The sequence below is a fragment of the Anaerobacillus sp. ABA4_114 genome (genome assembly GCF_056159065.1).
Window position 1 is genome coordinate 1960205 of sequence record NZ_JBSWUM010000001.1, and the last position, 21734, is coordinate 1981938.

Sequence of the window (21734 nt, forward strand, 5' to 3'; positions counted from 1 at the left end):
TTCTTTTGTTGTGAAAGAAGGGTATTTAACGAATAATCTGTAATAATTTATTTATGAATCAGCTCAACAAGTTTATGAAGTTCAGGACATATCATTATAGAAGCTGAAGACGACATGAAAGGTGGGTTATCATGCATTCTAAATTAATCCCAACAGGCTATCTTGTCGGACTATCGTTACTGATCAGTAGTATCATCTATTTCTTCGCTTCTAACTGGCAGCTATTTGAGCGAACGGAAAAAGTTCTTCTAGCAGGTATCCTTATGTTGTTTTTCTTTATCCTTTCGTTTGTTTTATCGAATTTTCAACCTGCATACTCGTTCTTAGAAGAATGGATATGGCTAGCGGGAGCAATTGCGTTCGGGGTGAGTGTGGCAGTGATCGGTCAAACATACAATTCACACGCTGACTCTTACATGCTCTATCTCGTTTGGTTCATCCCTGTCGTTGCCTTCTCGTTTTTGACGAGGTATCAACCGCTGTTTGTGCTGAGTTTTCTGTTATCAGTTGCGATCTATTTCTTTTTCATCTTCCCTACTTCTTATGACCCTGGTTGGACAGACGGTCAGGAGTTCTTTTTTCTGCTGCTGTTCCTCTTGTTTTGCCATATGTGGTTCTTTTTTTCACGTTCATCCTATCTAACTTCGAGATGGATTGAATATGGAAGTTTTGGGATCATGCATGTCATATTTTTAACTCAGAGCTTTGGATCCGGTTTTTACACTGGAGTCACTGCCTGGATGTACATTGGGTATATGCTCGTTAGTTTGTACTTATGGAAAAAAACTGAAAATCGAGTGTGGTTCATTGTAAGTGGATTAGGTCTTTCTTTGTTTCTATTCTTTAAAGGCGTGTTTGTCGTATATGATGTGATTGGCATCGGAGTATACTTCATATTTCTTGCCTTAATTATCGTGATCATCGTGTTCACGCTCATCTATTTAAACCGCTTAGAACTTTCTAGCAAAGTGTCTGATCCGTGGAAACAACGAATGAAGTCCTCTTTATCTGTTATTGTTACGGTCTTCTGTACTCTTATGCTGATCAGTTCCTTTACTGGGTTACTAGCACTTTGGACATCTTCCTTTCTCACTGTGTTTCTAGCTTCGATCGGACTACTCATACTTCCATCGATGTTGGTTAAAAAGGGCGTCCCACTCCTTTCTCACGTCCTGCTTTTGGCTGGAATCACCATCATGTTTGGAAGTTCAATGATTCACTATTTCACTTATGTATTTAGTAGTGATGGTACACAAGTCCCTTATTACGCAATCGTCACGATAGGTGCTATTATGCTTTTCATAAAAGTATTCAATCATCGATGGATTGACCTGTATCTCTATTTATTATTGAATGCGTCTCTCCTTCTCTCCCTCTTTGTATTTAGTGAGAATCGTGGATTATTCGATCGCATTGAAATCGATCATTATTTCCTATTGATGGCACTGATCAATATAGGTCTCTTTTTTCTCATTAAAAGAAATTGGCTTCGCTCTAATGCAATTGTTTATACGATATCCCTGTTGTTTGCACTTACATTTATGAATAGTGGCGAATGGGAATATTGGTTTTACAACTCCTTGTTTCTTGTCATCGTGTTTACGATGATTTTCTATAGAACGAAGCGTCACCTTTTTTCCTATTGGGTAGGGATCACCTTTCTATTTGCGTTTCTAGTCTACAAATACTATGACTTTGCATGGGCACTTTTTCATAAATCGATCACCCTATTGATCGCTTCGTTCATCATGTTTGGGGTTACGTGGTACTTATCGAAAAAGGATAAACGAGAGGTTAAAGTCTCTCCTTCATTCGTTAAGACGAAATGGAAACCCCTTCTTCTCATCGTGATCGTCATGACAGCATTCATCTTTTATCAAGGGTTTCAAAATGAAATGATCGTACGGAATGGTACTGAAATGAAGCTTAAGTTAGCCCCAATCGATCCAAGGTCGATGCTTCAGGGTGATTATTTCCATCTTAACTATGAGATTTCTACTTTAAACAATGTAAAAATCGATAGGCAGAAAAAAATAACAGTTGTATTGGAGAAGAATGATGAAGGATATCACGAGTATTCAGGGATCTATGGAGTCGAAGGGAACTGGAACGACGCGTATACACCATCTAGTTCTGATGTGATCATCAATGGCGTGTTAAATGGAAACGGCTCTGTTCACTATGGAATCGAAAGCTTTTTTATACAAGAAGGGACAGGAGCAAAATACGAAGAGATGGAATATGCAATCGTAAAGGTTGGCTCTAACGGAAATGCGATTCTGACGGAGCTGGGTAAATAAACAAAAAAGCGCCTTTTCGGCGCTTTTTTCATTGTACGACTCCATGTTCAATGATCTCAACGGTAGTTTTTACATTGAAATCAGCTTCAGAAAATTCTTCAGGCCACTTATCCTCGAATGTTTTCCATTTATCGTATTCGAAGGCTCGCACATATTTCCCTAACCCAAACGGTTCGATTTTCTCTTCTTGTACTTTTTTCACAAGAGCAATTGTTTTTTTGTCGATTTCTTCTTCTATGATTCGTTTTATCTTTTTCTGATCCTTTTCGAGATCGATTGTAGATGTGTTTTCTGTGATAGCTACCTTTAATTTAAATTTCACGTCAAACGTGAGCTGATCATTTTTATAGGCTACATCAATATTACTTTTGATACGCGTAACCCCGACACTCAAAACTTTATTAGGATCTTCTACAACGAAAGAAATCGGTATTGGTTCCTGTACATCTTTTTTTAACATTTGAAGGATAGAACTATCTAAATGCCCGATTGAAAAGATGTATTTGCCATTATTGTCTAATAAAGCTGTGCCTTGTACCTGAATTTCTTCACCTAACAATTTAATTTCCGTTACAGCAGGCGTTATGCCTTTTTCAAAATTTGCATAGTGATATTCTTGTAACGTTGTTAGTACGGCGTTTTCTCTCAAGTGAGTGGTGTCGATTAAGTCTGATAAGTAAACGGAAATACGCGGTTTATCACTTGGTCTAAACTCCATCACTTCTTGCACAGATCCATCCACCAAAGCAATCCTTGCATTAGGAGAATTTTTTGGATCACGATAAAAGACATCTAACTCGTCGAATATTGGTTGATCTGTCATCAGCTCTTTTCCTAATAACAATACTTGGAGTTTTCCTCCAACGACAGTCCCTGCACTTTGTGAGTCTAAGTTATCTCTAGCTTGCCTAAGAGAATGGGCGATTGTCTCAAGAGTTGCTACGGTATCTTTCGCTTCTCTACTGAATACTGGACTCGTTTGATAGATCTCCATGTCCCCTTCTTCATCACTTTTATCAATTCCCACGACTAATGCAATCGAGGTTCTCTCTAGTGAAAGTTGATCAGATCGGCATCCAACTAACAAAATGAGTGGTACTAATACAACGATCGTTATGTATTTTCTATACTTCACGGTTTATGCCTCCTGACCTTTCGAAATAACCATCCATACACCACTAACAATAGCGGCATGAAGAATGCGATGCCAAGGCCGATTTTATTAAAAATGCCTCCGAGTTTATCTAAATTTGTTAATGAGTTCGTGAAGAAATAGAAGCAAATATAAAGCAGTGGAAGTGTGAGAAACAGAATGATCTGATGATCTTTACGTCCTAAGAGCTGTGCGATACTAAATGAGGAAGCAAAATAATATGGAATCCCAGTAGTAGCCAATATTAGTAAATAAAATGATAAAAAGATAATCTCGAAACGTTCTAGAAATGGAAACTCAATCGGCTTTACTAAGTTTAGCGTTGGCCAAACATATTCAAGTACTTCATATGGTCCATAGAAGATGAAAGAACTGAACGTCACGACCAAATAACTCAATAATGTTATACCGTTGGCAATTAATACTCCTTTTATCGCTTTCGTTTTATCTTCTAAAAATGGATAAAAGATAAATAACAGCTCTAACCCTAAAAACGAAAATGTAATACTAGGCACGGATTTTATAATTGGCATGAACCCATCTTTTATGATCGGTAATAAATTTAGTAAATCACCAGTAAACATTGGGCTCATAAATAAAAAGGCCATCCAAGACGTGAAAAAGAATACGAGAACACTAAAGCGAGAAATAATCCTTAACCCATTTCTAGCTAAATAAAAGCTAGGGATCGTAATGATCAATAGAATGAGATAAGGAGCGGTTTTTGGCAGCACCCATGTATTGATGATGAAGACGGAAGTAGCTGTAATGAGAAACATCCCTAATGCTGTATAGGCGATCCAACAAATTGAGAACACAGAACCTAGCCATTTACCAAAGAAACGTCTAAATAGCTGTATGATCGTATCTTCAGGATATTTTTTCATAACTTGAATGATAATGATCGACGCAACCACACTTAACGCATACCCAAGAAATAGCGCGATCCAACTGCTTGTGTCACCAATTTCGGCCAAGTCTCTAGGCAATGATAAAATCCCAATCCCAGATTGAGTCCCGTATATTAGTAAGGAGAACTGGGTCAAGGTTAACGTATTATTTTTAAAATTTGGCACGCTCACCAACTCCGTTTAATGTGCATCTAATTGCGACGTGATACTCTCACTTTATTAATTGTCCATAGTGGAAAACGGATGATTGAATCTTTTAAGTCTTTCCACTTTAGTGGTCCATATGGAACGCCATATGGTGTACCAACAGATTCGAGACTGACTAAGTGCATCACGATCGTCATAAAACCAATGACGATTCCAACCATTCCAAAGAATGATGCAACAAGCATCATTGGAAAGCGAATGAACCGTATGCCGAATGCCATTTCAGGGTTAGGCATAACGAAAGATGCGATCGCAGTCATTGCAACGACGATAACCATGATGTTGCTCACGATCCCTGCTTCAACCGCGGATTGTCCAATGATAATACCTCCAACGATACCAACCGTTTGCCCGATTGACTTTGGCAGTCGTAACCCAGCCTCTCGTAACATCTCAAGGATAAATTCCATCAGAAATGCTTCGATTATAGGTGGAAACGGTACCTCTCTTCTTGATTGTCCAATGGACAAGAGCAGCTCAAGAGGTAGAATTTCATAATGAAATGAAATAATCGCGATATAAATCGAAGGCAAAAAGATTGCGATGACAAAACTGACAAACCGTAGGATCCTAATAAATGAAGATGAGATCCACCTCGAACTATAATCATCGATACTTTGAAAAAATGAGTTGAAATTAATCGGTGCTACGATGACACTCGGAGATCGATCGACGATGATTGCATATCTTCCTTGTAATAAATCAGCTGCTACACTATCTGGTCTCTCAGAGGAAAGGGACTGAGGAAAAATTGAATAAGGATTATCCTCGATCATCTGCTCTAATTCACCGGAATCTAATATCGTTTTATAGTTTACCTTTTCGATTCGATCCATTAATTCTTCGAGAACTTCAGGGTTTGCAAGGTTTTCCAGGTATAAAATGCCGATCTTGGTCTTGTTTTCACTTCCCACATATGTGTATTTGATCCTTAATTGATCACTTGTTAAAAACTGTCTAAGCATAGCAATGTTATCTTCTAATGGTTCCACAAAACCAATGTGCGACCCTCGGATCGTTCGCTCATTTGCTGGCTCGTCAGGCTTTCTCTTTTGTAAACTCTGAGCATTGATATGCAATGCGTCGTTCTCACCTTCAATGAAGAGAATACAACAGCCGTGCAGTAGATTCGTTATAATATCAGTCCATTTACTCACTGTTTTCAAGTTTGGGACGGGAATAACATCTTTTACAGATTTTTGAGGTGAATGATCACCAAACAATGGACTGAGCACATTTTGGCTTATGTAAGCTGTGTCGGATAGATGATCAATGTACGTTAGAAGTGCACTTCGTCCATCAAAAATCGTAATTTCCCTAATCGATAGTCCTGGCAGGCTCGGTGAATGAATCAGAAACTCCTTGTTTTCAGCAAGGTATGACGAAATCACTTCCTCTTTTGATAAAGAAAGTTGTTTCGTTGGTTCTTTAATTTTTCTCCTTTTTCTTCTCATTCTCGTCACCTCACAAATCTTGCGCCTTTTTACTATGTACATCCCACCATTCCTCTATTCACATCGCCTTTCCGTTGTCATCGTTCATAGTATGAATATTAGTAAGTTTTTTTGAGAAACTATCTTACAAAGAGTCGTAGAGGAGTTTTTACGATGAAAGTGAGACGGCAAAGACGTTCGAAGGGTGAACAACAAAATCAGTCTTCATCCGAATCCCCATTATCAAGAAATCTAGATGAAAATGAGACGTCCATCAAAGAAATTTTTAAGGATTGTGAAGATATTACCTATAACACGTACCAGTATAGTAGTTATTTCAATGAAAATGCGCTGGTGCTCCTTTGTGAAACCATCGTTCAAAATGAAAAAGCGAATCTTCTGAAAGAAGTCATGCAAGATCTTATTCCACATGAAGTTGGTAATGCCACGGAGGTTGAGTTAAAGGATGTAAAGGAGTTTTTTATTGAACGAGGTGTTTCATCTCGAGCAGTTAAGGTGATCGATAAGGTTCAACAAGTAAGTGAGAAGGTATTGGACGGGTATATCGTTGTGCTCTTCGAAGGTTGGAACAAGGCATTAGCATATGAAGCATTTGCAGTGGAAAAACGCTCTGTTGGTGAGCCACAGAACGAAGTGTCGGTAATCGGCCCACGAGAAGGCACGATCGAAAACTTAACGAAGAACTTAGGATTGATTCGTTCTCGATTAAAATCAGATAAGTTAAAAATAAAAATCCAGAAAAAAGGTGAAAAAACGAGGTCAAAGGTTGCATATGCCTTCCTGGATGGAACGGTCCCTGAAGATACGTTAAAAGAGTTCGAAAAACGTTTCGACGAACTTAAAGACGAAGAAATACTGGAGACGTCTTATTTTGCTGAGTTATTAGAGGATTCCACGTATTCTCCATTTCCACAGTTTAAAACAACGGAGCGGCCAGACGTTGCAGTCTCTGCTCTTTTGGGAGGTAAAATCATTGCGCTCGTCGATGGAACTCCGACAATACTCATTTGTCCAGGATTATTCGTAGAGTTTTTTCAATCTCCTTCCGATTATTATCAGCGAACATTGTTTTCTTCCTTAATCAGAATGCTTAGGATTACAGGGTATATCATAAGCTTGAGTTTACCGAGTATCTATATCGCCCTCTCCACTTTTCATACTGAATTAATTCCATCTGTGTTACTACTTGCGATACTAGATACGCGAGAAGGCATGCCCTTTCCCGCTTTAGTTGAAGCACTTATCATGCTGTTCTTCTTTGAACTTTTACAAGAAGCGAGTTTGCGGCTTCCGCGTCCAATCGGTTCTGCCGTGAGTATTGTAGGAGCGCTCGTTATTGGTGATGCCTCGATCAATGCGGGTATTGCATCTCCTATGATGGTTGTAGTTGTCGCTTTAACAGGGATCGCTTCATTCTCGATTCCTCAATATGAATTTGGAACTTCTTCCCGTATCTTAAGAGTTCCTCTTATGATAGGAGCAGCAATCCTTGGAGGGTTTGGTCTAATGATTGGTTTTCTACTCATTTACCTTCATCTGATCAGTTTACGCTCGCTAGGTCAGCCGTACTTTGCACCACTAGGACCGATACGAAATGGGATACTCTATGACTTCATTTTCCGTTCTCCTCTTTCTAAACAATTAAGAAGACATAGGCAAAGTCAAGTCCTACCTGAAGCAAACGATAAAGGAGGAGGCTGAGATGATAAGAAAGAAAGTAATCGTGCTCGTTTGTTTTGTAACAACCTCCCTTCTTTTGACAGGGTGTTGGGACCATGAGGAGTTACCGGAATTTGGATTTGTTCAAGCAGTAGCGATTGATTTGGCTGAAGATGAAGAAAATAAAATCGACCTTACAACACAGTTCATTAAGCCGTCCCCTAAGATTGGTAGTGCAGCTGGCGGTGGAGATAAAGCTTTTTTTAATATTGAGACGACTGGAGATAGCGTGTTCGAAGCGATTCGAGATATTGCGACTCACCTTGGTCGTAAGGCGCAGTGGAGTCATACAAGAATCATATTGATTAGTGAAGAATTAGCAAAAGAGCGGAACGTTGGTGAAATATTAGAGTTTTTCTACCGCGATCACGAACCGCGATTGCTGATCAGTATTGCGATAATGGAAGGAAAAGCGAAAGATTATTTAGAGGATAAACCTTTTATAGAGAATACAATCAGTCAGCAATTAAAGGAACTTGAATACTCGTCTTATATGTATAACGGCAAAACAGTCGATATGAACTTGCTAGTCTTTGGTAGAGAGCTTAAGAGTGAAACAGGGATCGCAAAGCTTCCTTATTATAAATTTGCATCAACTGGTGAACCCATCGTATCAGGCATTTCTTATCTTCAAGATGGCAAGTTAAAAGGAAATCTATCTGCGAAAAAAACAGAGTCTTTACTTAAGTTAATGAATGAAACAGAGTCAGGTATTATCGAAGTTCCTTGCGAGGGTTCAAAAACAAATTTAAACGAGTCTATTGAAATTAGTCATGTAGAAACGGCGATCAAACCGACATTAAAAAAAGATAATTCCGTAGATGTCACTGTCGACATGGACATGTTTGGTGATATTGGTGAGTTGAAGTGTACAAATATCGATACAACTGAAAAAATCAACAAATATAACAAAAAGGTAGCGGGTGTTGTAAAAAAAGCTGTTGAATCAACCCTTACCAAATTGCAAAAAGAAAAGGTTGATTTAGTTGGGATAGGAAATGAAATTTATCGTACTCATCCAAAGAGGTGGAAAGCGATAAAAGCTGAGTGGCCAGGGATTTATAGCGAGGCTACATTTAATGTAAATGTCGAAATGGATATCGGTAATTCGGGGTCAGACGTTGGGAGAGCATTCTTTGAGTAAGGACGTGTCGTATGAACGAAAGAATAATCGTGACCATCATTGTCTATCTACTGCTAGCTTATACATGGTTTCTTGATCGAGATAAAAAAAGTCGAAAAGATTTTCTCTTCTATATGGGTCTAGTTGGTATTTCAGGCTACTTAAGCTTCATTTTTATTAGTGGAAAAGCCATGTTTAATTTAGACGATCTGTTAGACATTCCATTTGAACGTCCTGCTCGCATGATTTTCACCTATTTCACTTCCTAGAAAGGGCGTGCATGAATGAAACAAGTAGAAACGATCGATAAACTACAAATGGTACTATTGTTTCAGGCTTTTATCACAGGGTCTACCATCATCAACATTCAGGGCCCTTTCATTGGGATTGCAGAAAACGGAGCATGGATCTCCATTCTACTCGCTAATGGATTTGGAGCCCTCGTGATGGTTGTTGTCCTTTACATGTACGAAAAGTACCCAACCTTATCGTATATTCAATATACGAAAGTCTTGATGTGGAAACCGGTCGCTTACTTGTTTGGTATTTCTCTTGCATTGATTGTTATTCTTTTTACAGCTAACATCACGTATGGAATGGGACAATTTTTAACCACTTCAATGATGAAGGAAACTCCTTTATACATCTTTCATTTCTTAATCATTATGGTAGCTTCCTTAACCGTTCGACAAGGGATCGAAGTCATGGCTCGGATGTTCCATGGCATCCTCTACTTTCTTTTTTTCATCATATTTTCTATTTTAGTACTTAATGTTACACAGTATCACCCAGAATTTCTTAAGCCGGTTCTCTCAATAGGGTGGAAACCTGTTTTTCACGCGGCATATGTAGGTATCGGATTTCCTTACATAGACATCATGTATTTTGCCATGATCCTTCCTTATCTTAAGAGGGATAATAAGCCTTTTAAGCGCTGGATGTACGGAGGTCTTCTTCTTAATGGCATCATACTAGCTGTAACCATCATTGCATCGATTATGGTTTTCGGTCCAATGGTTACCTATGAAAAATTTCCGATCTTCCAGCTTGCAAGAATTATTGAAATTGGAGAAATCATTCAACGTGTGGAATCGGTTTTCGGAATCGCACTCATCATTGGGTCTTATATGAAAATAACCTTAATGCTATTTATCATCGTTGAGATTGTAACACAGCTATTCGACTTATCGAATAAACGGGCATTCGTCTTTCCGTTGGGGCTGCTCGTGTATCTCTTTTCCACTACAAGCTTCAACAACGAAATTGAACTTGGAGAAAGCGGTTTGATCATGGAAACGATTCTTGCTTTTTCTCTTGGTTTACTACCTTTATTGATTGTCGCTGCGCGAGCTCTCATCAAACGCTAGTTTCGTTCGTGAGCGAATTGAAGCTTGCCTCTTGCGCCGACAACTAATTTTTTCATAGCATCTCTATCACTTGTTATATATCGCGCATATACTCTTTCTTTTTCCTCAACAATTTCGATGAACTCTCCAGCTGGGAAAAGATCATCCATGTCTTCTGAAGAATAGCTTGCTGTTCGTTCTTTCTCTTTGTTGTATACATCTAACCTGTTAAATTGACCATCATCCATAACGACATGAATATGATGATAGCCTGACATTACTCCAATATCATCATGGTCACTGACATATGGTGGCGTGTTGATGTGATGCTGTTTGATCATTCCTGTAAAAACAAGTGCTACGATGAGCACTCCTGTCATGATTAACCCTTTCACTTGCTTCCCCTCATCATTCGTTTTATACAGGTTATTCATCCTAAGGAGAACTGTGAAAAAAGCAGTTTCACACCACAAAAAAGCACACCTATTAAAAGGTGTGCTTAAACTTACTTACCGGTTTTTTCTAACTTTTTCACTTGTTTACTTCTTAGCTGACCACATGCAGCATCGATATCTGTTCCGTTCTCATGACGGATTACACAGTTGATGCCGTGCTTCTTAAGTGTATCGTAGAATCCAAGGATCGATTCTTTTTCACTACGCTGATAAGAATGATCATCGACTGGATTATAAGGGATCAAGTTCACATAGGAAAGTTTGCGCTTATCTTTCAACAGCTGAGCGAGCTGCACGGCTTCTTCCTTATGGTCATTCACATCTCGTAGCATAATATACTCAAACGTTATGCGTCGGTTGGTTTTCTCAAGGTAATAATCGATCGCTGGCATCAGTTTACTTAGTGGATAAGCTTTATTGATCTTCATGATTCTTGTACGCAACTCATCGTTTGGAGCATGAAGAGAGATCGCAAGGTTAACTTGCAAGTCCTCATTTGCGAAATCATAAATCTGATCAGCAAGTCCACTTGTTGAAACCGTAATGTGTCTAGCACCGATCGAAAGTCCTTTTTGAGAGTTAACGACGTGAAGGAAGTCCATCATGTTTTGATAGTTATCGAAAGGCTCTCCGATACCCATTATAACGATATGACTAACACGTTCGTCTTGTCCTTTATCATCTAACGCGTGTTGAACGTTCATGATTTGCTCAACGATTTCGCCACTTGTTAGATCACGACTTTTCTTTAGTAGTCCACTCGCACAGAATGAACAGCCGATATTACAGCCTACCTGAGTCGTTACACATACTGACAAGCCATAATGGAATCTCATGAGTACTGTTTCAATAACGTTCCCATCTTGCAATTTAAACAAGAACTTAATCGTACCATCAGAAGATTCCTGTTTTATTTCTTGCTCTAACGTTTGGATAACAAAGTTTTCTTTCAGTAGTTGGATACACTCTTTATTTACGTTGTTCATTTCAGAAAAGTCTTTTACACGCTTTTTATATAACCAATCCCACACTTGTGAAGCACGGAATTTCTTATGACCATGTTCCATCAGCCAATCAGTTAACTGATCAAAAGTCAGTCCGTATATAGATTGTTTCATTTGTAACCCTCTTTTCAATTCTTAGCCATTCATTCCTATACTACTAGAAGTATGCCCAACAAGCAATGGGTTAAGACGAGTTTCCAAACCTTAATAAAGAGTCGTTCGTCCTGATAACTTATTTACTTTGTGATTTGCATCTTTCTTTTATCGCTGCTAGAGCACTTTCTTTGTCGGTTTCATCAACTTCATGCCATCGAATTTTTCTGCCGAATTCATCCGCTTTTGCATAAGCATAAATTTTATCATCAAATTCCGCTACGCTAATCTCCCAAAAGTAGGAAACTTCTGCACCTGTTGGTTGTGTCACATCAACCTTATACAAGTAATAATCAACTTTGTTTAACATCATGTTCGTCCTCCCCTTCGTTAAAAATTTCATGATATCTGAGTATAGTTTACACTATTAAAAAAACAGCTGCTAACCAGCTGTCTCGATTCATCCTAAGTTTTCAACATCCCAAGTGCGTATCGCGTAATAGCCGCTATTTATTTTGTCTTTTTCAGAAATTAATGTGGCTTGAAGATCTTCTGGTAGTTTCGTAAATGACTCATGTCCTGGGTCGATTCCATCATAACTACTATAGATCGGTACCGTGACGATTTGTTTTTCAATCGTATCGAAACAATGCAGGCATAAGAAGCCGACACTTCTCATTCGATATGAAAACATAATCCTGAATCGTTCGTTCATGTCATTCCCCTCCTCGTGTTTATAGCACAAGTATTGACGAACGTTCGTTCGTTTAAACGAATTTTGCAAAAATAATAATAAAAGCACCTGTCGAAACAGGTGCTTTCCCTTATTTTGCAGACTTATATGGAGGTGAGTTGATTTCTAGTGTTGACGTGCGAGATCGATTTGAAGCAATAATGTAAACTGCTCCTGCTGCAATGACTGTTACAATAATCGTACCGAGGTTAAAGATCCCTTTTTCTGCCGTCCAAACGATTGAATAGCCAAGTGCGCCTGCAAGTGTCGCATAGTAAATGAATGGGATGAGTGTTTTACGAATGACATCCCCTTCTTTTCCAACTAGCCCTACTACTGCAGAAGCTGCAACAACGTTATGAACACAGATCATATTACCTGCAGCACCACCAACAGCTTGCAGAGATACGATCCAAGAAGGATCGACTCCGATTTTCGAACCTACATCGTATTGAAATAGTGAGAACATCATATTACTAACTGTATTACTTCCAGCGATAAATGCTCCGAGCCCTCCTATGAAGGAGGAGAAAAGCGGCCAGAAGTCACCTGTTAAGGATGCGACGCCATCCGCAAGGACTATCGGCATTTTTTCAAAACCAGATGCGCCTCCTCCTGAATTCAAAAATACCTGGACCATTGGAACAGTAAAAACAAGAGCCGTCGATGCAGCGATCATAGTTTTACCAGAATGTGCCCATGCACGTTTATAAGAATTCAAGTTCATTTGATGGATGAAGAATGTAATCAGGGATACCACGATAAAGATCGTTCCAGGCAAATAAAGCGGTTGAAAACTTGACGAAATTTCCGTCCCAAATAGATTGGAGAAACTAACATTCCATGATTTTACCCATTCGAGAAACGGAAGCGTTTTCAATCTTGTGAGAACTAAGAGTAACCCTACAAGAATATACGGGGTCCATGCCCTTACCATCGACATGCTGCCGCTTTTATGAGCGATATCTTTGATTTCGATACTACCTGTCCAGCTCGGATCCCAGTTTTCTTTCTTATCGAAATCCCAGCATTCCTCTTTACTAGGCATTAAAAAGCCTTTTTTAGCTGCGGTGACAACGATTGCTAGTCCAACGAGCCCTCCAATCATAGATGGGAACTCTGGACCTAGAAGGTTCGCTACGATTACATAAGGAATAGTCATAGCAAACGCTGCAAAGAGCGCAAACTTCCAAATCTTTATTCCTTCGCTAAACGATTTGTTTTTCCCAAAAAATCGTGTCATTAGAGCAACTACGAAGAGCGGGACGAGCGTCCCTATAATCGCATGCAAGATTGCGACACGTCCACCGACCATCGTTACTAAAGCAAGAAAGTTATCGGCAATGCTCGCATCAGCTGCTAATCCTGTTTGGACACCAACCAGGATTGGAGTACCGACTGCTCCAAACGATACGGGTGTACTCTGAATAATCATGCCTGCAACAACAGCAGCCATTGCAGGAAAACCAAGTCCAACTAAGAGTGGAACCGCAACTGCAGCAGGTGTACCGAACCCTGCTGATCCTTCGATGAAGGAACCGAAAAGCCAAGCAATAATAATGACCTGGACACGTCTATCTGGTGAAATGTCGATAAACCCTTCACGGATTGTTTTGATTCCACCACTTTCTTGTAGTGTGTTTAATAGAAGTATTGCTCCAAAAATAATATAGAGAAGTGTAGCAGCAACAACTAATCCATTGACTGATGCAGCCGCAACAGTAGCCCCTGGTACCTTCCAAACAAATAACGCAAGAACAACCGCGACAATGTAAGAGACTGGCATCGCTTTACTTGCAGGCCACCGCAGACCAACAAGAAAGATTCCCACCGCCGCAATAGGTAGTAGCGAGAGAATGGCTAGTAAGCCTGTACTCATTCTTTTTCCTCCATTTCTAAATGAATGGTAATCCAATGTTAGAATGATTATTCTCAGATGTTATCGCTTCACTAACTTGCTTTGGCTTTACTGGGGAATTTCGACCTTAGAGCTTGCGATGCTATTGGTTAAGTCTCCAATTTCATCGATTATACACTTGACGACATCTCCGTGTTTTACAAAATGTGCACCTAGTGGGCTACCTGTTAAAATGACATCACCCGTATGTAAGGTCATGACTTTAGAAAGATACGATATCATTTCTTTTAATGGTACGATCATGCATTCAGTTGGACTGTTTTGTTTTTGCTCTCCATTTACTTCAGCTTTAACAAACACTTTTGACGGATCAAGGTCGGTTTCAATCACTGGACCAAGTGGTGTAAAGGTGTCAAAAGCTTTACCAAGCGTCCAATGGCCGTCTGAATGGAAGAATTGTGGTGCAGTAACATCATTACCGATTGTATATCCAAAAATGTGGTCAAGAACATCTTCTTTTTCTATATTTTTCGCTTCTTTTCCAATAACGACAGCAAGCTCTGATTCGAACTTAACTTCATCTAGCCCTTCTGGTATGGAGACTGGTGCTTCAGGTCCAATGATTGAAGAAGTAGGCTTTAAGAAAAAGACTGGTATTTCAGGAAGTTCTTCAGGAAGAGCTTCTTTCTTTTCTACATAGTTCGCTCCTATTCCGATGACCTTTTGAGGGGTAACTGGAGAAAGCAGTTCAGCATGATCTAGTGGAACTTGTTCGCCCGAATAATTCCAATCAGAAAATGGGTTACCATCAATCACTTTAAGGGTATTTCTTTCTACAACTCCAAACGACGTTTTGTTTTGATACGAAAATCTAGCAAATTTCATCGTAACACTCCTTCATCAAATTATTGTGCTGCGGCAGTTTCTTTGATTACTTTCTTGATATCCATACAGCGACTCGGTGTTGGGAACAACTTCCCTTTATTTAATAAATCATTTGGATTAAATACTTCACGAATCGCTATTTGGGCTTCGAGTTCATCATCTGTAAAAATAAATCGCATTTCTTCCTTTTTTTCTATTCCAACACCATGTTCACCTGTAATAGATCCTCCAACATCAGCACATGCTTTTAAGCACGCGGTCCCTGCTTTTAGTGCTTTCTCGGTTTCGCCCTCAATTCTAGAATCAAATAGAATTAATGGGTGAAGGTTACCATCTCCAGCATGAAAGATGTTTGCAATTCTAAGGTTATATTTATTGCTGATTTCCTTAATGTTGTTCAGGACTTTCGGTAACGTACTTCGAGGAATCACGCCATCCTGCACTAAGTAGTCAGGAGAAATCGCTCCCATCGCACCAAATCCAGTTTTCCGATTCGCCCACCATCGCCCTCGTTCTTCTTCGTCTCTCGCTACTTTCACATCGCGTACATTGTGGTTGCGACAAACAGATAAGATCTGGTCGATTTGTTCATCGATTCCTTCTATAATACCGTCAACTTCAATTAATAGCAGAGCTTCGATACCTTTTGGGTGTCCCACTGGAAATGCCCCGGCTTCTACGCCTTCAATCGCTGTATGGTCCATCATTTCAAGTGCGGCAGGCACAATCCCAGCCGAAATAATATCCGATACCGCATGGCTTCCGTCTTCCACACGATCGAAATAGGCTAGCACTGTTTTCTTACCTTCTGGATTTTTCAAAATGCGAACTGTGATTTTCGTAACGATTCCTAACGTACCTTCTGACCCTGTTAAGATTCCAAGTAGATCATAACCTGGCATATCAGGAACACCATTTTCGCTAATCTCTACAATTTCACCTTTTGGGAGAACGAGTTCTAGTCCCAGAATGTGATTCGTTGTCACGCCGTATTTAAGGCAGTGTGCGCCACCAGCATTTTCAGCTACATTACCACCGATCGTGCATACGTATTGACTCGAAGGATCGGGTGCATAATAATATCCTTTTGCAGAGATGGAGTTTGTTAGTTTCAAATTTACGTATCCAGGTTGAACGACAGCTTGTCTGTTCTCGTAATCGACACTTAGTAAGTTCTTCATTTTTACTAAGCTAATAACGACCTCTTCATGTAAGGGAATGGCACCACCGCTCAGTCCTGTACCGGCTCCACGTGCTAAAAACGGAATGTTATGGGTTGAACAGTATGTAACTGCTGCAGCTACTTCTTCTGTATTTTTTGGAAAAATGACTGCTTTCGGTAGTGATTTATGAATCGTAAAGCCGTCGCAATCGTATGATAGCAAGTCTTCTTTATGGTGCAGAATTGATTTTTGCCCGACGATTTTAGCAAGGTTCTTCAGGTGCTCATCCTCGATGTCTTTTTTCTTCTTCTTAAACAACAAGCTGTTTCACTCCTTTCTTGCATCCGTTGTTTGTGGCTGCTTTTTTTGATCTTCTTGATATGCCCAGTCAAGAAGTTGAACAGTGTGCACGATTTCACCACTACGACCATATTTCTGTACACCCATTGCCATTTGAAGCATACAGCCTGGATTTCCCATAGAAATCATATCTACATCGTCCGGCACGTTTTCCATCTTTCGTTCAAGGACGGCAGTGGCCATTTCAGGGTTTGTGATGTTATAAATCCCAGCACTTCCGCAGCACGTATCTGCATTTGGCTGTTCAATAAAGGTAACGCCTGGAATAGCCTTCAGTAGTTGCCTTGGTTCATGTCGAACACCTTGCCCGTGGGCCAAGTGACAAGCATCATGATACGTAATTCGCTTGTTAATAGAGCTTGTTGGCTTTTCATAACCTGTATCATAGAGATACTTAGAAATATCTTCTACTTTCTCAGAAAACGCCTCGGCTCTTTCTTTCCATTCAGGTTCGTTTCTCAGTAGTTCTGGGTACTCTTTAAGTGCACAGCCGCAACCTGCTGCGTTAACTACGACCTTATCGGATTTTTCAAATGCTTCGATGTTTTGCTTCGCAAGCTTTTTACCTGTTTCTCGATCACCTGCATGCACGTGAAGAGCACCGCAGCACGTCTGGTTTTTAGGTAGTTCAACATCGTTTCCATTGTGAGTCAGAACGTTGATTGTAGACTGATTGATGTCACCAAACATCACATCCATGATGCAGCCTTTTAGCATCGCAACCTGTGCCTTTGGTGTCCCTTTCGCAGGGATAACCTCTACGTCTTTATATTTTTTACGAACGGAAGTTGTGATCTCCGGCATAATCGCTTCCATTTCTGCTAAGTGCTTTGGCATTACGCGAAGGGCTCCAGTAGAACGGACTGCTTTTTGAAGGCCGCTTTTTTGGTAAAACTTTAATAAACCGCCGGCCGTTTGCAATCTGTTCGGATGTGGAAACAAGCCTTTTAAGAAAAAGGTACTAATGGCCCCTTTCATTCCGGTTAGTGGCATCGCTTGTCTCACTTGTCCACGAGCTTCTTCAATCAATCCGCCTACATCTACATCTGCTGGGCAAGCAGTTGTGCAGGCGCGGCAGTCTAAGCATTGAAAGACAGGGTCCATAAATTGCTCATTCACTTCAAGCTTTCCTTCTGCCACAGACTTGATGAGATGAACTCGACCACGTGGGGAATGCTGTTCCTGTCCTGTTTCTAGATAAGTGGGACATGATTCGAGACACATGCCACAATGGACACAATCTGCCCATTTGTTTTCATCAGGGTGATCTTCCCATAGGTAGTTGCTTAACTTATTCGTGGCACATGGCGGAGATTCATTCGACAATTCCTTTTCGGTTACAGTCACTCTATATCCCTCCTATGTACCGCTTTTCGTTCAATGTGTTCTTCGGATCATGCTTATGTTTAATTCCTTCAAATATCTTAAAGTAACTAGGTTCGTCTCCCCATACATTCACGCTTTGTCTTAATGAGAACGGTAGATGCTTAACTACTCCATATCCTTTAAGAGTGTGTGCATAGTGTTGAAGGTGATTAATCGTGTTGACAATAGCTGCGTCATCACTTTCTAAGAACACGGTACTTAGTCCGTGACCTGCTCCTCCATGAGCTTCAATGGTCACCTTTCCTTCATGGTGAATACGAGTACACTCAGAGAGAATTGAGAATACGTCCAAGTTTTTTGTACCTACCTTTAATAAAGCTTGCGTTGCTGTACTGTCAGTGAGGGAGTTAGGATGAATTTCTGAAAAGGTATTCCAGAACTCCTTAACATTTGAAATGGTCGTGTAGTTGACGCCCGCAGGCTTATATTGTTCAACCCAATTTGTTTGAAAATCCACAGATTTCTCTACATCTTCAAAAGCAATTAATAGAGAATACCCTTCATCATGAAATAATCTCTGAGATAAAGAAGGAGTAACAAGTTCAAGTGATACTGGTTCTAACATCGAATCTTGTATCTGCTTTGTATAGCCCTTTAATTCATCCAATGCTTCCTCTCGAACGGATAAACGGATAAGGTTTTCACTCTTTGGAACCGGTCTAAGCTTAAGTGTGATTTCAGTAATGATGCCAAGAGTGCCCATTGAACCAACGAGCAGCTTATTCATATCGTATCCTGCCACGTTTTTTACAACTTTTCCTCCGGTTCGAATCACTTTACCATCTGGATAAACAACCCTCATCCCGATAACGTGATCTCGTGCTGATCCATACTTCAAACGCTTAGGACCACTGTCATTCGAGGCAACAATTCCTCCGATCGTTGCTTGTTCAGGCCATGAAGGATCAAGAGCGACCATTTGGTTATGGTTTTGTAAATAATCTTGAAGCTCCTTCATCGTCGTTCCGGGTTTTACTGTGACGGTCATGTCACCCACCGTATGTTCGACAATTCCTTTCAAGTCTTTAAGGGAAAGAGTAAGATCATACTCTGACTTCACTCCTCCATATCCAAGTTTTGTTCCACCGCTAACGAGGCTAACGTGTTGACCCTTTTCATAAGCAGAACGAATGATTTCAACCACTTCTACTTCCGTTGATGGAGATCGAACGTTCTTGCTCCAGTTATTGAAAGTAACGGCAGACTCCTCGATCGAAAGCAGCTTTCGATCAAGCAAAGGCTTGTCCAAACTTAATTCCTCCTATCGTATCATTGAAAGAGTATTCTGAAATCTATGGGTAAAAAAGTTGCAAAAGCAGCTACGTTAGCCGCTTTTGCACAGTCTTTTTAGTTATTTACACGAATCTTTGCTTTCGCTTCTTGTCTTCTTTTGTGCAAGATTGGTTCGGTATACCCGTTAGGCTGATCGATTCCCTTAAATACAAGGTCACATGCAGCTTGGAATGCAATAGAGTTCTCGTAATCGCTAGCCATCGGTCGATATTCTGGATCGTCTGCATTTTGTTGGTCCACTACTTTAGCCATTCGTTTCATCGTTTCCATAACCTGTTCTTCCGTACATACACCCTGGTGTAACCAGTTGGCCATGTGCTGGCTAGAAATTCGTAGTGTTGCACGATCTTCCATCAAGTCGATATTGTGAATGTCTGGTACTTTTGAGCAACCAACGCCATGCTCTACCCAGCGTACAACGTAACCTAAAATACCTTGTGAATTGTTATCAAGCTCTTCTTGGATTTCTTTTTCAGTCCAATTTGCTTCTGTAACAGGAATTTGAAGAATATCCTCTTGATAATTCGAAGTGCTTTTTGCTAGTTCCGTTTGGACAGTTGGTACGTTTACTTCATGATAATGAAGAGCATGCAGGGTTGCTGCAGTAGGAGATGGAACCCAGGCTGTATTTGCTCCTGCCTTCAGTTGACCTCCTTTTTGCGCTAGCATGTCTGCCATCATATCAGGCATTGCCCACATTCCTTTACCAATCTGCGCTACACCCGTGAATCCTGTTTTTAGTCCTTGCTGAACGTTAGACTTTTCGTAGCTTTGTAGCCATACAGAATTCTTCATATCTTGTTTGCGGATCACTGGACCTGCTTCCATCGATGTATGGATTTCATCCCCAGTTCGATCTAGGAACCCTGTATTGATAAAGACGATACGCTCACTAACCTCTTTTATACAGTTGCGAAGGTTTAATGTCGTTCTACGCTCTTCATCCATCACTCCAATTTTCATCGTATTGCGTTCTAATCCTAGAACATCTTCCGTTCTGTTGAACAGTTCATTAGCAAAAGCTACTTCTTTTGAACCGTGCATTTTTGGTTTTACAATATAGATCGAGGCTTTTTTAGAATTTTGGTATTTGCCATTACGTAACACATCATGTTTTGCGATCAGACCGGTAATAACCGTATCTAATATACCTTCAGGGATTTCATTCCCATCTTTATCAAGTACTGCACTGGTCGTCATAAGGTGACCTACATTTCGTGCAAACATGAGGGAGCGGCCTGGTAAGGAGAACTGTTTTCCATCTGGATTTACATAATCTCTGTCAGCATTCAACGTTCTCGAAACTTCTTTTGTTCCTTTCTTAAAGGAAGCAACGATATCGCCTTTAATTAATCCAAGATAGTTCTTGTATACAACAACCTTGTCTTCTGCATCTACAGCTGCGACAGAGTCTTCAAAGTCCATGATTGTTGTAAGAGCGGATTCTACAAATACGTCTTTCACACCAGCTTGATCGCTAGAGCCAATCGGATGCTCGCGATCAATTTGGATCTCAAGGTGAATGCCGTTGTTCTGAAGTAGAATGGTAGTAGGGTTCGGTTCATCCCCCTGGTAACCAACGAATTGATCGGAATTAGATAAAACGCTTTCATTTTTCTCATTCAAACGAGCCTTCAATTGACCGTTCGCTACATAATAGCTCGTCACGTCACGGTGACTACTGCCTTCTAATGGAACAGTTCTATCAAGAACATCCTTCGCATAATCAATCACTTTTTCGCCTCGGCGAGGATTGTATGCTCCTTTACGTTCAGCACCATTTTCTTCACTAATCACATCAGTTCCGTATAATGCATCATAAAGGCTTCCCCATCGAGCATTGGCTGCATTGATCGCGTACCTTCCGTTATTTACAGGTACGACTAACTGAGGCCCAGCTTGCCTAGCGATCTCGTCATCAACATTTTGGGTTGTGATTTGAAAATCGTTTACTTCCTCTTCTAGATAGTTTAGCTCTTGTAAATATGATTTGTACGTATCAAGATCATAGGCTTTGTTCGTTTGATGCCAGCTATCTAAACGCTCTTGAATCTCGTCACGCGTTTTTAGAAGCGCCTTGTTTTTTGGAGCAAGATCTTGGATGATTTCTCCTAAGCCGTTCCAGAATTGTTCTTTTGAAACACCGCTTTCAGGAAGTACGTCTGAATTAATAAATTCATAGAGTTCATTCGCAACCTGTAGATATTCTTCTTGAACATAATCTTTCATACGCTATTCTCCTCCAATGGTTTAGCAGTTCAATAGAACTGTCTTATCGTTATGTAATATCT

At 40.2% G+C, this 21734-nt stretch carries 18 protein-coding genes; 5 read left to right on the forward strand and 13 right to left on the reverse strand.

What is annotated here, in order from left to right:
* The first annotated feature begins 131 nt into the window (after positions 1-131).
* Positions 132-2300 carry a GDYXXLXY domain-containing protein gene (locus ACXAEY_RS09910; RefSeq protein ID WP_474811716.1) on the forward strand — a complete coding sequence of 723 codons (2169 nt, stop codon included), beginning with the start codon at positions 132-134 and terminating at the stop codon, positions 2298-2300.
* A 28-nt stretch (positions 2301-2328) separates the two neighbouring features.
* Here the strand turns inward: ACXAEY_RS09910 and ACXAEY_RS09915 are convergent, their stop codons facing one another.
* From ACXAEY_RS09915 to ACXAEY_RS09925, 3 genes are read right to left on the reverse strand one after another with little or no spacing between them, the layout of a single operon-like run.
* Positions 2329-3435: a Ger(x)C family spore germination protein gene (locus tag ACXAEY_RS09915; RefSeq protein WP_474811718.1), complete on the reverse strand. Its 1107-nt coding sequence runs from the start codon at positions 3433-3435 to the stop codon at positions 2329-2331.
* Positions 3432-4529, reverse strand: coding sequence for a GerAB/ArcD/ProY family transporter (locus tag ACXAEY_RS09920; protein ID WP_270182205.1), 1098 nt, complete (start codon positions 4527-4529; stop codon positions 3432-3434). The genes ACXAEY_RS09915 and ACXAEY_RS09920 overlap by 4 nt, the downstream gene beginning before the upstream one ends.
* Before the next feature lie 26 nt (positions 4530-4555).
* The gene (locus ACXAEY_RS09925; RefSeq protein WP_474811720.1) at positions 4556-6025 is read right to left on the reverse strand and encodes a spore germination protein; all 1470 of its coding nucleotides are present in this window, start codon (positions 6023-6025) and stop codon (positions 4556-4558) included.
* A gap of 153 nt (positions 6026-6178) precedes the next feature.
* Here ACXAEY_RS09925 and ACXAEY_RS09930 point away from each other — a divergent pair, with 153 nt between their 5' ends.
* The 4 genes from ACXAEY_RS09930 to ACXAEY_RS09945 are packed head-to-tail and all read left to right on the forward strand — an operon-like array spanning position 6179 to position 10234.
* Entirely contained in the window at positions 6179-7726 is a 1548-nt protein-coding gene (locus tag ACXAEY_RS09930; protein WP_474811722.1) for a spore germination protein, read from the forward strand.
* A 1-nt stretch (position 7727) separates the two neighbouring features.
* On the forward strand, positions 7728-8888 hold the full coding sequence (locus ACXAEY_RS09935) for a Ger(x)C family spore germination protein (RefSeq protein ID WP_474811724.1): 1161 nt from the start codon (positions 7728-7730) through the stop codon (positions 8886-8888).
* 11 nt (positions 8889-8899) lie between these two features.
* Positions 8900-9136, forward strand: a complete 237-nt coding sequence (locus tag ACXAEY_RS09940) for a hypothetical protein (RefSeq protein ID WP_474811726.1) — start codon at positions 8900-8902, stop codon at positions 9134-9136.
* A 15-nt stretch (positions 9137-9151) separates the two neighbouring features.
* A complete protein-coding gene (locus ACXAEY_RS09945; protein WP_474811728.1) occupies positions 9152-10234 on the forward strand; it encodes a GerAB/ArcD/ProY family transporter in 1083 nt (360 codons plus the stop codon).
* Here the strand turns inward: ACXAEY_RS09945 and ACXAEY_RS09950 are convergent.
* The 10 genes from ACXAEY_RS09950 to ACXAEY_RS09995 all read right to left on the reverse strand — a co-directional run bounded on the left by ACXAEY_RS09950 (position 10231) and on the right by ACXAEY_RS09995 (position 21672).
* Positions 10231-10608 carry a hypothetical protein gene (locus tag ACXAEY_RS09950; protein ID WP_474811729.1) on the reverse strand — a complete coding sequence of 126 codons (378 nt, stop codon included), beginning with the start codon at positions 10606-10608 and terminating at the stop codon, positions 10231-10233. The genes ACXAEY_RS09945 and ACXAEY_RS09950 overlap by 4 nt on opposite strands.
* Before the next feature lie 110 nt (positions 10609-10718).
* Positions 10719-11786, reverse strand: coding sequence for a dual-specificity RNA methyltransferase RlmN (gene rlmN, locus ACXAEY_RS09955; protein WP_270182198.1), 1068 nt, complete (start codon positions 11784-11786; stop codon positions 10719-10721).
* 118 nt (positions 11787-11904) lie between these two features.
* Positions 11905-12138, reverse strand: a complete 234-nt coding sequence (locus ACXAEY_RS09960; RefSeq protein ID WP_270182197.1) for a hypothetical protein — start codon at positions 12136-12138, stop codon at positions 11905-11907.
* An 87-nt stretch (positions 12139-12225) separates the two neighbouring features.
* Positions 12226-12480, reverse strand: coding sequence for a hypothetical protein (locus tag ACXAEY_RS09965; protein WP_270182196.1), 255 nt, complete (start codon positions 12478-12480; stop codon positions 12226-12228).
* Between the two features lie 109 nt (positions 12481-12589).
* Positions 12590-14377, reverse strand: a complete 1788-nt coding sequence (locus tag ACXAEY_RS09970) for an L-lactate permease (protein ID WP_474811732.1) — start codon at positions 14375-14377, stop codon at positions 12590-12592.
* An 87-nt stretch (positions 14378-14464) separates the two neighbouring features.
* Positions 14465-15241 carry a fumarylacetoacetate hydrolase family protein gene (locus tag ACXAEY_RS09975; RefSeq protein ID WP_474811734.1) on the reverse strand — a complete coding sequence of 259 codons (777 nt, stop codon included), beginning with the start codon at positions 15239-15241 and terminating at the stop codon, positions 14465-14467.
* Positions 15242-15261: 20 nt separating this feature from the next.
* Complete coding sequence (locus ACXAEY_RS09980; RefSeq protein WP_474814795.1) at positions 15262-16722, reverse strand: FAD-linked oxidase C-terminal domain-containing protein; 1461 nt, start codon at positions 16720-16722, stop codon at positions 15262-15264.
* Positions 16723-16731: 9 nt separating this feature from the next.
* Entirely contained in the window at positions 16732-18111 is a 1380-nt protein-coding gene (locus ACXAEY_RS09985) for a (Fe-S)-binding protein (RefSeq protein WP_474811736.1), read from the reverse strand.
* A 1-nt stretch (position 18112) separates the two neighbouring features.
* The gene (locus ACXAEY_RS09990) at positions 18113-19399 is read right to left on the reverse strand and encodes an FAD-binding oxidoreductase (RefSeq protein ID WP_474811738.1); all 1287 of its coding nucleotides are present in this window, start codon (positions 19397-19399) and stop codon (positions 18113-18115) included.
* Between the two features lie 98 nt (positions 19400-19497).
* Complete coding sequence (locus ACXAEY_RS09995; protein WP_474811739.1) at positions 19498-21672, reverse strand: malate synthase G; 2175 nt, start codon at positions 21670-21672, stop codon at positions 19498-19500.
* Positions 21673-21734: the final 62 nt, after the last annotated feature.